Source organism: Micromonospora sp. LOL_021, from assembly GCF_048060215.1.
Taxonomy (GTDB): Bacteria; Actinomycetota; Actinomycetes; order Mycobacteriales; family Micromonosporaceae; genus Micromonospora_E.
The window spans coordinates 119,922-133,681 of record NZ_JBHMIN010000012.1; the positions used below are offsets into that span (position 1 = coordinate 119,922).

At 72.2% G+C, this 13,760-nt stretch carries 9 protein-coding genes and 1 pseudogene; 1 reads left to right on the forward strand and 9 read right to left on the reverse strand.

Annotated elements, in window-relative coordinates; all coding sequences use genetic code 11:
- Positions 1 to 16: 16 nt before the first annotated feature.
- The 8 genes from proS to ftsY all read right to left on the reverse strand — a co-directional run bounded on the left by proS (position 17) and on the right by ftsY (position 10,572).
- Positions 17 to 1,423: a proline--tRNA ligase gene (gene proS, locus ACFHWT_RS11115; protein WP_416594522.1), complete on the reverse strand. Its 1,407-nt coding sequence runs from the start codon at positions 1,421 to 1,423 to the stop codon at positions 17 to 19.
- Positions 1,424 to 1,455: 32 nt separating this feature from the next.
- A complete protein-coding gene (locus ACFHWT_RS11120; protein WP_416594523.1) occupies positions 1,456 to 2,535 on the reverse strand; it encodes an amidohydrolase family protein in 1,080 nt (359 codons plus the stop codon).
- 20 nt (positions 2,536 to 2,555) lie between these two features.
- Positions 2,556 to 4,115: a signal recognition particle protein gene (ffh, locus tag ACFHWT_RS11125; protein ID WP_416594524.1), complete on the reverse strand. Its 1,560-nt coding sequence runs from the start codon at positions 4,113 to 4,115 to the stop codon at positions 2,556 to 2,558.
- Between the two features lie 144 nt (positions 4,116 to 4,259).
- Positions 4,260 to 6,515, reverse strand: coding sequence for a [protein-PII] uridylyltransferase (locus ACFHWT_RS11130; RefSeq protein ID WP_416594525.1), 2,256 nt, complete (start codon positions 6,513 to 6,515; stop codon positions 4,260 to 4,262).
- 34 nt (positions 6,516 to 6,549) lie between these two features.
- A complete protein-coding gene (locus ACFHWT_RS11135; RefSeq protein ID WP_199757473.1) occupies positions 6,550 to 6,888 on the reverse strand; it encodes a P-II family nitrogen regulator in 339 nt (112 codons plus the stop codon).
- Between the two features lie 24 nt (positions 6,889 to 6,912).
- Positions 6,913 to 8,166, reverse strand: a complete 1,254-nt coding sequence (locus ACFHWT_RS11140; protein ID WP_416594526.1) for an ammonium transporter — start codon at positions 8,164 to 8,166, stop codon at positions 6,913 to 6,915.
- A gap of 357 nt (positions 8,167 to 8,523) precedes the next feature.
- Positions 8,524 to 9,354: an aminoglycoside phosphotransferase family protein gene (locus ACFHWT_RS11145; RefSeq protein WP_199757471.1), complete on the reverse strand. Its 831-nt coding sequence runs from the start codon at positions 9,352 to 9,354 to the stop codon at positions 8,524 to 8,526.
- Between the two features lie 6 nt (positions 9,355 to 9,360).
- On the reverse strand, positions 9,361 to 10,572 hold the full coding sequence (gene ftsY, locus ACFHWT_RS11150; RefSeq protein ID WP_416594527.1) for a signal recognition particle-docking protein FtsY: 1,212 nt from the start codon (positions 10,570 to 10,572) through the stop codon (positions 9,361 to 9,363).
- Positions 10,573 to 10,889: 317 nt separating this feature from the next.
- Here ftsY and ACFHWT_RS11155 point away from each other — a divergent pair, with 317 nt between their 5' ends.
- Entirely contained in the window at positions 10,890 to 12,605 is a 1,716-nt protein-coding gene (locus ACFHWT_RS11155; RefSeq protein WP_416594531.1) for an alkaline phosphatase D family protein, read from the forward strand.
- Here ACFHWT_RS11155 and ACFHWT_RS11160 read toward each other — a convergent pair.
- Positions 12,541 to 13,701 (reverse strand): annotated as a pseudogene (locus tag ACFHWT_RS11160) (chromosome segregation protein SMC); the annotation flags it as partial. The gene ACFHWT_RS11155 and the pseudogene ACFHWT_RS11160 overlap by 65 nt on opposite strands.
- Between the last annotated feature and the right edge of the window lie 59 nt (positions 13,702 to 13,760).

Sequence of the window (13,760 nt, forward strand, 5' to 3'; positions counted from 1 at the left end):
ACGACAGGGCAGGGCGTCAGTACGAGCGGGCCAGCACCGCGACCAGGTCGGGCTCGTCGTCGGAGTCGGGCACCGAGCCGTCCGGACGCAGCAGGCAGCGTACGGTGACGCCCTGCGCGTTGACCTCGGCCTCGCCCGCCGGGCCCACCACCGACCACGGCACCCGGGCCCAGCCGGTCGCTGCGGCGGCGACCGCGTCAGCGAGGCTGCCGACCTCGACGGTACGCGCCTGACGTAGCGCCAGCGCCTGGTCGTACAGCCGCTGCTGGTCGGCGGCCAGGGCGTCGCGGACCGCGCCGACCACGTCGGCGACCGGCACCGGGGTCTTCGACCCGTCGGTACGCCGGACCAACACCGCATTGCCGGCGGCCAGGTCGCGCGGGCCGACCTCGACGCGTACCGGGTATCCCTTGAGCTCGGCGTCGACGGCCCGGCGGCCGAACGCCGTGTCCACCCGGTCGTCCAGACCGACCCGTACACCGGCGTCACGCAACGCGTCGCGCAGCTTGGCCGCCGCCTCGGCGACCCCGTCGCCGGCCTTGACCACCATGACGTACGCCTGGACCGGGGCCAGCCGGGGCGGCACCCGCAGCCCGTTGTCGTCGCCGTGCACCATGATCAGCCCGCCGAGCATCCGGGTGGAGACCCCCCAGGAGGTGGTCCAGGCGTGTTCGACGGCCCGCTCGGCGGAGGTGTAGGTGATGTCGAACGCGCGGGCGAAGTTCTGCCCGAGCTCGTGCGAGGTGCCCAGCTGCAGCGCCTTGCCGTCGGCCATCATCCCTTCGAGGGTGTAGGTGCTGGTGGCCCCGGCGAAGCGCTCCCGGGCGGTCTTGCGCCCGACCAGCACCGGGATGCCGAGCACGTTGACCATGAAGTCCTGGTAGACCTCGTGCAGGATCCGCCGGGCGTAGGCCCGCGCGTCGGCTTCGTCGGCGTGCGCGGTGTGCCCCTCCTGCCAGAGGAATTCGCTGGTCCGCAGGAACACCCGGGGGCGCAGCTCCCAGCGCACCACGTTGGCCCACTGGTTGAGCAGCAGCGGCAGGTCCCGGTAGGAGTCGACCCACTTGGCCATGAACTCGCCGATCACCGTCTCGCTGGTCGGCCGGACCACCACCGGCTCGGCGAGCTGCTTGCCGCCGCCGTGGGTGACCACCGCGAGCTCCGGTGAGAAGCCCTCGACGTGCTCGGCCTCGCGGCGCAGGTAGCTCTCCGGGATGAACAGCGGGAAGTACGCGTTCTCCGCACCGGCTGCCTTGATCCGGTTGTCCATCTCGGACTGCATCCGCTCCCAGATGGCGTACCCGGCCGGCCGGATCACCATGGTGCCGCGCACCGGTCCGTTGTCGGCGAGCTGCGCCTTGGCGATCAGATCCTGGTACCAGCGGGGGAAGTCCTCCGCACGAGGTGTGAGCACGCGGGCCATGACCGGACATCCTATGCGCCGCCGGTGACGGGTCAGCGCAGCACCCGCCCGCGCAGGATGATCCGCTCGGGTGCGCGGACCACCCGCAGGTCGGCACGCGGGTCCGCCGGGTACACGACCAGGTCGGCGAGCCCGCCCTCGACCAGGCCAGGGAAGCCGAGCCAGTCCCGGGCGCCCCAGGAGGCGGCGGCCAGCACCGCCTCGGCCGGCATGCCGGCCTCGGTGTGCAGGCTCAGCATCTCGTCGGCGGCTCGGCCATGGGCAATACCGCCACCGGCGTCGGTGCCGACGAAGATCGGTACGCCGGCTTCGTGCGCGGCGCGTACCACCTCGGGGAACCTGTCCCGCAGGCTGATCATGTGGGCGGCGTACCGGGGGAACTTCTCCCGGGCCCGGTCGGCGATCCCGCCGAACGTCGCGATGTTGATCATCGTCGGGATCAGCGCGGTCCGCTGGCGGGCCATCTCGTCGATCAGGTCGGGACTCAGCCCGGTGCCGTGCTCGACCGAGTCGACCCCGGCCCGGACCAGGATTTGTACCGCCTCCTCGTCGAAGGTGTGCGCGGCGACCCGGGCACCGGCCCGGTGGGCGGTGGCGATGGCGTCGGTCATCGCCTCCGCCGACCAGGCCGGGGCGAGGTCCCCTGCGGACCGCTCGATCCAGTCGCCGACCAGCTTGACCCAGCCGTTGCCCGCCCTGGCCTGCTCGGTCACCGTGTCGGACAGTTGCTCCGCCGGCACCTCGACGCCGATGTCGCGCAGGTAGCGCCGGGGCGGCGCGACGTGCCGGCCGGCGCGGGCCAGCCGGGGCAGGTCCGGTTCGTCGTCGAGCTGTGGATAGGGGTACGGCGACCCGGCGTCGCGCAGCGCCAGCACTCCGGCGTCCCGGTCGACGCCGGCCAGCCGCCGGGCGTCGTCGAGCGAGCCGATCGGCGTCCCGCCCCGGGCGATGCCGATGTGGCAGTGCGCGTCGACCAGACCGGGCAGGATGAAGCCACCGTCGACCACGGTGGTCGCGCCGGGCACCGGGTGCAGCGTCACCCGGTCGCCGACCAGCCACAGATCCCGGGTCCGGTCCTCTGGCAGCACGACCCCGCGGACGTGCAGCGGCACGGGCGCGGGGTCGACGGCGCTCAGCCCTTCTCCCGCTTGTTCAACTTGTTGAAGTCGATCTTGGGAAGCTTGAAGCCGGGCGGCAGACCGTCGCCGCCGCCCAGCGCGTTCGGGTCGAGGCCGGGCGGCAGCTGCGGCATGCCGCCCGGGAAGCCGGCCGGCACCCCGCCGCCGCCGCGCTGGCGGGCACCGCCGCCACGGTTGCCGCCCTTGTTTCCCTTGCGCTTGTTCTTCGGCGACTTGGTCGCCTTGCGCCGCCCGCCACCGGGCAGACCCATCATCCCACCCATCTGCTTCATCATCTTCTGCGCCTCGGCGAAGCGGTTGAGCAGCTGGTTGACGTCCATCACGGTGACCCCGGAGCCGTTGGCGATCCGGGCCCGGCGCGAACCGTTGATGATCTTCGGATTGGTCCGCTCGCCCGGCGTCATCGAGCGGATGATCGCGGTGACCTTGTCGAAGTGCCTGTCGTCGACCTCGGCCAGCTGGTCCTTCATCTGCCCCATGCCGGGCATCATGGCCAGCACGTTGGCGATCGGCCCCATCCGGCGCACCGCGATGAGCTGGTCGAGGAAGTCCTCCAGGGTGAACTGCTCGCCGCCCATCAGCTTGGCGGTCATCTTCTCCTTCTGATCGGCGTCGAAGGCCTGCTCGGCCTGCTCGATCAGAGTGAGCATGTCGCCCATGCCGAGAATCCGGCTGGCCATCCGGTCCGGGTGGAAGACGTCGAAGTCGGACAGCTTCTCACCGGTGGAGGCGAACAGGATCGGTTCGCCGGTGACCTGCCGGACGGACAACGCCGCACCGCCGCGCGCGTCGCCGTCGAGCTTGGACAGCACCACGCCGGTGATGCCGACGCCGTCGCGGAACGCCTCGGCGGTACGGACTGCGTCCTGCCCGACCATCGCGTCGATGACGAAGATGACCTCGTCCGGGTCGACCGCGTCGCGGATCGCGGCGGCCTGGGCCATCATCTCGGCGTCGATGCCGAGCCGGCCGGCGGTGTCGACGATGACGACGTCGCGCGCCGACCGGCGGGCGTGCTCGATCGACGCCTTCGCGACGGCCACCGGGTCGCCGACCCCGTTACCGGGCTCCGGGGCGAAGACCTCGACCCCGGCCCGCCCGCCGAGGACCTGCAGCTGGCCGACCGCGTTCGGACGTTGCAGGTCGGCGGCGACCAGCAGCGGCTGGTGCCCCTGCGCCTTGAGCCAGTTGGACAGTTTGCCGGCGAGGGTGGTCTTGCCGGAACCCTGCAGCCCGGCCAGCATGATCACCGTCGGCGGCTGCTTGGCGAACCGGAGCCGGCGCTGCTCGCCGCCGAGGACCCCGACCAGCTCCTCGTGCACGATCTTGATGACCTGCTGGGCCGGGTTGAGCGCCTGGGAGACCTCGGAGCCGCGGGCGCGCTCCTTGACCCGACCGATGAACGCCTTCACCACCGGCAGCGCGACGTCCGCCTCCAGCAGCGCCAGCCGGATCTCCCGGGCGGTCGCGTCGATGTCGGCGTCGGTGAGCCGACCCTTGCCCCGGAGCTTGCCGAAGATCCCGGACAGTCGATCACTCAAAGTGTCAAACACGACGCAACATCCTGTATGTCGATCCGGCAGGGCAACTCACGGCGGTGTCGGGACGTGACTCCGCCCGACCTGGCAAGCCTAGCCGCCGCCCGCATCGCCCGCTTCCGCCACTCCAGCGCCCGCGTCCGCCACTGCGCCGCCCGGTCATCCGGCGGCGGCCAGCACCGCAGCTTCCAGTCGGGCCCGCTCGGCGTCGTCCGGGCCGGCACCCACCAGGTAGAAGGCGTCGACCACGTCGCCGCCCAGGGTGGAGATCCGGGCCGCCCGCACCTGGGCGCCGGCCTCGTCGAGCGCGCTGGTCACCCGGTAGAGCAGGCCGGCCGAGTCGGCCGCCCGCAACTCCAGCACCACCGCGTCGGTGGCGGCCTCCCGGTGCCACACCACCCGAGGGTCGGCCCCGGTCCGGCGGGCGGCGAGCGCCCGGCCCCGCAGCCGCTGGGTGACCGACACGTCACCGGTGACCGCCCGCCGCAGGTCGGCGGTGAGCGCGATGGTGTCCGGCGGGGTGCCGTACCGGGGCTGGACCCGGAACTCGACCAACGCCCGCCCGTCGACCGTGGAGGCGTCGGCGGTCAGCACGTCCAGCCGGTGCAGGGCCAGGCAGCCGGCAACCGCGGCGAGCAGGCCGTGCCGGTCCGCGGCGGCCACCGCGACCCGGTCGTCACCGTCGATGTGTACCGCTGGCAGCGGACCCGCCACCAGCGCCGGATCGGGTCGCGGCGGCTCGGGCAGCGCCCCGGTGTCCAGCGCGGTGTGCACCCGGCGGACCAGTTCGGCGATCAGCCGCCCCTTCCAGTCCGACCAGGCCGCCGGGCCGGTCGCCAGGGCGTCCGCGCGGGCCAGCCCGTGCAGCAGGCCGAGCGTGGTGGTGTCGCCCACCGCAGCCGCGACCTGCGAGATCGTCACCGGGTCGCTGAGGTCACGCCGGGTGGCCACCTCCGGCAGCAGCAGGTGCAGCCGGACCAGCTTGCCGATCATGTCGACGTCGGCCGGCGGCAGCCCGATCCGGGCGGCGATCCGCACCGCCACCGGCGCGCCGACCGTGCTGTGGTCGCCGGGCAGCCCCTTGCCCACGTCGTGCAGGAATGCGCCGAGCAGCAGCAGATCGGGCCGGTCCACCTCACGGGTGAACGCGGTCGCCTCCTGTGCCGCCTGGACGAGGTGCCGGTCCAGGGTGAACCGGTGCACCGGGTTGTGCTGCGGCAGGCTACGCATCCGGGGCCACTCCGGCAGCCAGCCGTCCACCAACCCGTACCGGTCGCAGGTCTCCCAGGTGGGCACCAGACCGGGACCGGCGCCGAGCAGGGTGATCAGCGCGGCCCGGGCCGCGTCCGGCCACGGTGCCGGCAGCGGCGGGCAGTACGCGGCGAGCCACTCGCAGGTCGCCCGGGCAATCGGCAGCCGGCTGGTGGCGGCGGCCGCGGCGACCCGCAGCGACAGGCTGGGGTCCGGGCGGGCGCCGATCGCGGTCCGGGCGAGGACCAGCTCACCGTCGTGCTCGACCACGTCGCGGGCCACCGGCCGGCGCACCGGCGGGCCGCCGCCGCGCCGCCGGCCCGAGCGCAACCGTTCGGCGCTGCGCCAGGCGTCGTCGAGGGCGTGGGTGATGGTGCGCGCGTCGGAGGCGACCCGGCGCAGCAGGGTGTCCGGGTCGTCCAGGTCGAGCAGGCCGGCGACGGTGGCGCGCTCCTGGGCCACCAGCCGGTCGACCCGCCGGCCGACGGCGACGTGCAGCGCGTCGCGGGTGTCCAGCAGCCGCAGGTGGGCCGCGCGGGCGGCCGGGCGCATGCTGTCGGCGATGCCGGCCAGCGCGATGCCGCGCAGGATCCCAACGTCGCGCAGCCCGCCGGCGGCCTCCTTCAGATCGCCTTCCAGCAGGAAGGCCAGCTCGCCGTGGGTACGCCAGCGGGCCTCGGTGACCTCGCGCAGCGCCGGCAACTGGCGGACGGCGGTGCGCCGCCACTGGTCGGTCGCGGCGGACTGCAACTCGGCGGTGAGCTCCCGGTCGCCGGCGACGTGCCGGGCGTCGAGCAGGCCGAGCGCGACCTTGACGTCGTCGTGGGCGACGGACAGCGCCTCCGGCAGGGTACGCACCGAGTGGTCCAGCCCGAGGCGGGCGTCCCAGATCGGGTACCAGAGGCGGGCGGCGATCTCGTCCATCCCTGCGACGCCACGATGGAGCAGCACCAGGTCGAGATCGCTGTACGGGGAGCACTGCAGCCGGCCGAGTCCACCGACCGCCACCAGGGCGATACCGGTCAGCCCGGCCGGCATCAGCGAGGTCAGCCAGACATCGAGTGCCGCCGCCCGGTCCACGCGGGCGGCGGCACCGATGCCGTCGGACAGCGACGGGCCGGGGCCGGCCGCGAAACGCTGCCGGACCCCGACTCCGTCGGTCATGTGTTCTCCCTACCGGTTCGGTTGGCTCGCCGACTCAGAGCGCGTCGAGACCGCGCTCACCGGTGCGGACCCGGATGACGTCCTCGACGGCAGTCACCCAGACCTTGCCGTCGCCGATCTTTCCGGTGCGGGCCGCCGTGACGACCGCGTCGACGACCTTCTCGACGTCGATCTCGTCGGTCAGCACTTCGATCCGGATCTTCGGCAGGAACTCGACGGTGTACTCGGCGCCCCGGTACACCTCGGTGTGGCCCTTCTGACGTCCGTACCCCTGGACCTCGCTCACGGTCAGGCCAGCGACGCCGAGGGCGTGCAGGGCCTCCTTGACCGCGTCGAGCTGGTACGGCTTGATGACCGCGGTCACCAGCTTCATGTCTAACCCCTCCATCAGGGAACGTTATCCGGCGACCTTCTCGCTGACCGGAGCGGACTCGCCCGAACCGGCGGGCGCCTTCCCCATGCCGGCGGCGGCGAAGCCACCACCCGAGGTGCTGCTGAACTCGTACGCCGTCTCCGCGTGCTCGGCGGTGTCGATGCCCTCGACCTCGGCGTCTGCGCTGGCCCGGAAGCCGATGGTCTTGTCGATCGCGAAGCCGATGATGTAGGCGACGACGAACGAGTAGACCAGCACCGCGACCACACCGAGCGCCTGCAGACCGAGCAGGTCGATGCCACCGCCGTAGATGAGTCCGGCGTTGCCCTCTCCGGCGAGCACCTCGACGGCCAGGAAGCCGATCAGCAGCGAACCGATGATGCCGCCGATCATGTGCACGGCGACCACGTCGAGCGAGTCGTCGTATCCGAGCTTGTACTTCAGGCCGACCGCCAGGGCGCAGACGGCACCGGCGATGATGCCGAGCGCGATCGCCCCGAGCGGTTCCAGGAAGGCACAGGCCGGGGTGATGGCGACCAGACCGGCAATCGCACCGGAGGCGGCGCCGAGGGTGGTCGGCTTGCCGTCGCGGAACCACTCGACGACGATCCAGCCCAGCACGGCGGCTGCGGTGGCCACCTGGGTGTTGATGAAGGCGACCGCGGCGGTGCCGTCGGCGGCGACCGCCGAGCCGGCGTTGAAGCCGAACCAGCCGAACCACAGCAGGCCGGCGCCGAGCAGCACCATCGGCAGGTTGTGCGGCTTGAACTTGTCCTTCGGCCAGCCGACCCGCTTGCCGAGCACCAGGGCCAGCGCGAGCGCCGCAGCACCGGCGTTGATGTGCACCGCGGTGCCACCGGCGAAGTCGAGGACGCCGAGCTCGAAGATCCAGCCACCGCCCCAGACCCAGTGCGCGACCGGGAAGTAGACCAGGGTGGCCCACAGGCCGGCGAAGAGCAGCCAGGCGCCGAACTTCGCCCGGTCCGCGATCGCACCGCTGATCAGTGCGACGGTGATGATCGCGAACATCATCTGGAAGACGACGAACAGCAGGTCCGGGATGCCGCCCTCGCTGCCCGACTCGAGCATGCCGCGCAGGCCGGCCATGGAGAGGTCACCGGTGACGCCGCCGACGTCGGTGCCGAAGGCGATGCTGTAGCCGTAGAAGACCCACAGCAGGCTGACCAGGCCGATCGCGCCGAAGCTCATCATCATCATGTTGAGCACGGACTTGGACCGCGTCATGCCACCATAGAACAGCGCCAATCCGGGCGTCATGAGCAACACCAGGGCGGCTGAAGTCAAAATCCAGGCGGTGGCACCAGAATCTAGTTCCGGCACGCTGCCTCCTCTCAGTTGGAAACATAACCGGCTCCAAGAGGCAGCATCGCCCGCTCGCCGGTTGCGCGAAGCTTGCTGGGCAGCTGTTTCACGCAGGGTGCCCGTGCCGTTTCCAACACGTGACGGGTTGTTTCCAACATGTGAAGAACACTTCACTATCGCCAGATCAGGCAGGGTCATATCAACCGAATAGCCACCGCCGGCTGTCCAGAAGACGACAGAACTCGTCACCCGTACCCGGGCCGCTGCCGGCCCGGCCCGCCGCCGATCAGCGCAACGCGTACCCACCGCCCGTCAGCGCAACGCGTACTCCAGGATGTGCCGTTCGTAGTCGAGCAGCCGCAGGTCCCGCATCGGCCGGCGGAGATGGCCCTTGTGCACGATCCGGACGAACGCCGGATCACCGGCGGCGGCCATCCGCCGAATCCCCTCCACATGGTCGACGACCCGCTTGCGGATGGTCCGGACCAGCCGGTGCCGGTCGCGGGGGATCAGCCCGTACGCGTCGGCGAACAGCCGCAGCCGACGCGGCCGGTCCGGGTGCCGCCAGCCCAGCGTGTAGGAGTCCCGGTCGGAGAAGAGCGGCACCCAGGTCCACGCGGCGTACGCGACGTCGTAGATCCGCGCCCCCGGCGACGCCAGGTCGAAGTCGATCAGGGCGAGGGTGCCGTCCGGACGCCAGATCACGTTGTGCGGGGCCGCGTCGTGGTGGCAGATCACCTCGGTGTCCGGCGGCGGCGGGCCGAACGAACGCCAGACCGCGCTGCGCGGCGGGTTGAACCCGTACTGGGCGTCGTGGAACATCCGCAACATGGTCGCGACGGTGACCAGCGCCTCGTCGCTGACCCAGTGCGGCGCCAGCGGATACTCGCCGCACTCCCCCTCGACGTAGGAGAGGACCTCACGGTTGCGTTCGTCCATGCCGAGTGCCCGGGGCGAGCCGGTGAACCCGACGTACTCCAGATGCCGCAGCAACGCGTGCACCGAGGGGGTCCACGGGCCGACGTTGCGCCGGACGGTGTCTCCGACCCGCACCACGGTGCTGACGTTGCCGCCGCGCAGCGGGATCTCCTGCTGGGTCACGTACGGTCTCCCGAGACGTGGCTCCTGATTGCGGTACGTCACCCGAGGCTACGCATCCATTCCACGTGGATCGGCGCCCATCAGGGCGTCGACGAACTGCGCCGGATCGAACGGGGCGAGGTCGTCCGGACCTTCGCCGAGACCGACCAGTTTGACCGGAATGCCGAGCTTGCGCTGCACCGCGATGACGATACCGCCCTTGGCGGTGCCGTCGAGTTTGGTCAGCACCACCCCGGTCACCTCCACCGCCTCAGTGAACACCCGGGCCTGCTCCAACCCATTCTGCCCGGTGGTGGCATCCAGCACGAGCAGTGTCTCGTGCACCGGACCGTGCTTGCTCACCACCCGCTTGACCTTGCCGAGCTCGTCCATCAGACCGATCTTGTTCTGCAGCCGGCCGGCGGTGTCGATCAGCACCGCGTCGACCTTGGTGTCGATGCCCCGCTTCACCGCGTCGAAGGCGACACTGGCCGGATCCGCGCCCTCCGGGCCGCGGACCACCTCGGCACCGACCCGGGAGGCCCAGGTGGTCAACTGGTCGGCTGCGGCGGCCCGGAACGTGTCGGCGGCGCCCAGCAGTACCGTACGGCCATCGGCGACCAGCACCCGGGCGATTTTGCCGCAGGTGGTGGTCTTACCGGCTCCGTTGACCCCGACGACCAGCACCACGCTCGGCTCGCCGCCGGTGTTCAACGCCCGGTCGAGCTGCGGGTCCAGCGCGGCGACCAGCTCCTCGGTGAGCAACGTCCGCAGCTCGGTGGCGCTGCGGGTGCCGAGCACCCGGGTGCGCTCCCGCAGCCGGTCGACGATCTCCCGGGTCGGCTCGATGCCGACGTCCGCGGTGATCAGGCTCTCCTCGATCTCCTCCCAGACCTCCTCGTCCAGCCGGTCCCGGGACAGCAGATTCAGCAGCCCCTTGCCGAGCAGACCCTGCGACCGGGACAGCCGGGTCCGCAGCCGGACCAGCCGCCCGGCGGTGGGTTCCGGACGTTCCAGGGTCGGCGGGGCCGGCGCCACCGGCTCCGCGGGTGCCTGCTCCGGTTCAGCCGGTGGCGCGACCGGGCGGTCCTCGACGGCGATGCCGACCGGCCGATCACCGTCGGCGTCGGCCGGTGGGCGCTCCTGCGGCTGCTCGCCGCCGAGCGGGGTCGGCGGTGCCGGCGGCAGCGGTGGCTGGCGGCGCAGCCGGGGCACCACCAGCCCGAGACCGGCGAGCAGCAGCACACCGAGCAGGATCGCGGCGAGGACGAGGTAATCCATGCGGAAATCCTGACAGATGGCCGCGACCGCGTCCCGCCCACCGCACCCATCGGTGACACCCACCCCCCGGTACAGTGTCGCCGTCCGGCGACCACACCCCCAGATACCGTGTCGCCGTCCGGCGACCACACCCCACAGGTACCGGTCGCGGAGCTGGGTGACAGGCCTGCAGGCGGGGTAGAAAAGAGGCCGTCCCGCGTCCCCGGCGAAAGGTCGACCATGTCTGCACACCAGTTCGGCAGGGGCCACCGGTGACCGACGGCACAACCGCCGGTGGACCGGACCCGCAGCTCCGACCGGCGGCCGGCCCCCGGCTACTGATCGGACCGTTGCTGCGGCGGGTGGTCGGCGGGCAGGCCACCGTCTGGGTGGAGACCGACGCGCCGGCCACGGTACGGGTCGCGGCGGGGGGCACGGCGGCGGGCACGGCCCGCACCTTCAGCGCGTTCGGGCACCACTACGCGCTCGTGGTGGTCGACGGGCTGACCCCCGGCTCCAGCCACCGCTACGAGGTCTTCCTCGACGAGCGGCGGGTCTGGCCGGAACCGGACTCGCCGTACCCGGGCAGTGTGATCCGGACCCGGCGGGCCGACGACGGTACCCAGCCGGTACGGTTGATCTTCGGTTCCTGCCGGGAGACCACCCAGCATTCCACTGCCCGGCGGTTGCCGCCGGACGCGCTCGACGCGTACGCCCGGCGGCTGGCCGGCCTGGACCCGGCCGGCGACGACTGGCCCGACCTGCTGCTCCTGCTCGGCGATCAGGTGTACGCCGACGAGACGTCGCCGGTGATCCGACGGTTCCTGCGGCGGCGGCGCCGACATCGTGGGCTGCCGCCAGGTGCCCCAGCCGACCAGGTGGTCAGCTTCCCCGAGTACACCCGGCTGTACCTGGAGTCGTGGCGGGACCCGGAGATCCGCTGGTTGCTGTCGACCGTTCCCAGCCTGATGATCTTCGACGACCACGAGGTGATCGACGACTGGAACACCTCGGCCGCCTGGCGGGCGCGGATGCGCGGCGAGCCCTGGTGGCCGGAGCGGATCAGCAGCGGACTCGCCTCCTACTGGGTCTACCAGCACCTGGGCAACCTGGCCCCGGACGAGGTCGCCGCCGACCCGGTGTTCCGGGCGGTCACCGCCGCCGACGACGCCACCGATGTGCTGCGGGAATTCGGCGCCCGGGTGGACGCCGAGGCGGACGTCGCGCACGACCCGCAGCGCTGGTCGCAGGTGCAGTACCAGTGGAGCTTCTCGCTGGACGTCGGCCGGACCCGGGTGATCGTGCTGGACAACCGGTGCAGCCGGGTACTGCGGCCGGGGGCACGCAGCATGTTGCCGGCCGGTGAGTGGGCCTGGTTCACCGACCGGGCCCGTGGCCGCTACGACCATCTGGTGGTCGGCGCGTCGCTGCCCTGGCTGATGCCGCCCGGCATCCACCACCTCGAGTCGTGGAACGAACGGCTGGCCGAGTCGCCCCGGCGGTGGGTCGCGGCGGCATCGGAATGGCTGCGCCAGGCCCTGGACCTGGAGCACTGGGCCGCGTTCCGACGCTCCTTCGACGACCTCGGGCAACTGTTCGCCCGGGTCGGCGCCGGGCCGGGTCACCCGCCGCCGGCCTCGATCAGCATGCTCTCCGGCGACGTGCACCACTCGTACGTGGCGCGGGCCGTCCTGCCCGGCCGGGTGACCAGCCCGGTGCACCAGCTCACCTGCTCACCGATCCACAACCAGGTGCCGGCGCTGATGCGGCCGTTGATGCGGTTGGGCTGGTGGCGGGGGCCGACGGCGGCGCTGCGGGCGCTGGCCCGCTCCGCCGGACTGCCGAGGCCGTCGGTGCGCTGGCGCAAGCTGGACGGCCCGTACTTCGGCAACGCGGTCAGCACGCTGCTGCACGACGGCGCGACGGCCGAGGTGACGCTGGAGGGCACGACGACCGACGGCGCGCTGCGCGAGGTGGCCCGCCGCCGGCTCACCGATCCGGCGGCGCAGCCGACGCCCCAGCCTCCTCAGCAGGCTGCGGGGCTACCGCAGTAGGCCCCGGCGGCCCCGGCACGGTCGACGCCGTCGACTCGTCGGCCGACTTGAGCCGCTGGCTGATCACCTGGGTGACACCGTTGCGCATGGTGACCCCGTACAGCGCGTCGGCGACCTCCATGGTCCGCTTCTGGTGGGTGATGATGATCAGCTGGCTGCGGTCCCGCAGCTGGGCCATCAGGGTGATCAACCGGCCGAGGTTGACGTCGTCCAGCGCCGCCTCCACCTCGTCCATGATGTAGAACGGGCTGGGCCGGGCCCGGAAGATGGCCACCAGCATGGCGACGGCGGTCAACGACCGCTCCCCGCCGGACAGCAGCGACAGCCGCTTGATCTTCTTGCCCGGTGGCCGGGCCTCCACCTCCACCCCGGTGGTCAGCAGGTCGTCCGGGTCGGTGAGCACCAGCCGCCCCTCCCCACCCGGGAACAGCACGGTGAACACCTGCTCGAACTCGCGCGCGGTGTCGGCGTACGCGCTGGAGAAGACCTCCAGGATCCGGTCGTCCACGTCCGCGACCACGGTGAGCAGGTCTTTGCGGGTCGCCTTCAGGTCCTCCAACTGGTCGGAGAGGAACTTGTACCGCTCCTCCAGCGCGGCGAACTCCTCCAACGCCAGCGGGTTGACCTTGCCGAGCAGGGCCAGCTCCCGTTCCGCCTTTGCCGAGCGCTTCTCCTGGGTGGCCCGGTCGAACGGCACCGGCTGCGGTTCCGGTTTGCCGTCGGCGGCGGCCGCCGCCAGCTGGGCCTGGGTGGGCGGCACCGGCTGGTGCGGGCCGTACTCGGCGAGCAGGGTCTCCACATCCAGCGAGAAGTCCTCGGCCGCCTTCGCCTCCAACTGCTCGATGCGCAGCCGCTGCTCGGCGCGGGCCACCTCGTCGCGGTGCACGGCGCTGGTCAGCCGCTCCAGCTCGGCCCCGAGTCGCTTTGCCGCGCCGCGTACCTCCTGCAGTTCGGCCTCCCGCGCGGCGCGGGCGCTGGCGATCTCGTCACGGGCGGCGGCCGCGTCGACCATCGAGTCGGCCAGCCGGGTCAGCGCGAACCGGGCCCCGGCGGTGACGGCGCGGGCGATCTGCGCGCCCCGGGCCCGGGCGGCCCGCGGTCCGGGACCCGCAGCTGTGGCAGCGGCTCAGCCGGCCGGTGACCGCCGCCGACCGC

What these genes read in the sequence shown, in the direction of transcription:
- proS (WP_416594522.1), bottom strand. Translation starts at nt 1,423, where the DNA reads ATGGCCCGCGTGCTCACACCTCGTGCGGAGGACTTCCCCCGCTGGTAC.
- ACFHWT_RS11130 (WP_416594525.1), bottom strand. Translation starts at nt 6,515, where the DNA reads ATGACCGACGGAGTCGGGGTCCGGCAGCGTTTCGCGGCCGGCCCCGGC.
- ACFHWT_RS11135 (WP_199757473.1), bottom strand. Translation starts at nt 6,888, where the DNA reads ATGAAGCTGGTGACCGCGGTCATCAAGCCGTACCAGCTCGACGCGGTC.
- ACFHWT_RS11140 (WP_416594526.1), bottom strand. Translation starts at nt 8,166, where the DNA reads ATGACGCCCGGATTGGCGCTGTTCTATGGTGGCATGACGCGGTCCAAG.
- ftsY (WP_416594527.1), bottom strand. Translation starts at nt 10,572, where the DNA reads ATGGATTACCTCGTCCTCGCCGCGATCCTGCTCGGTGTGCTGCTGCTC.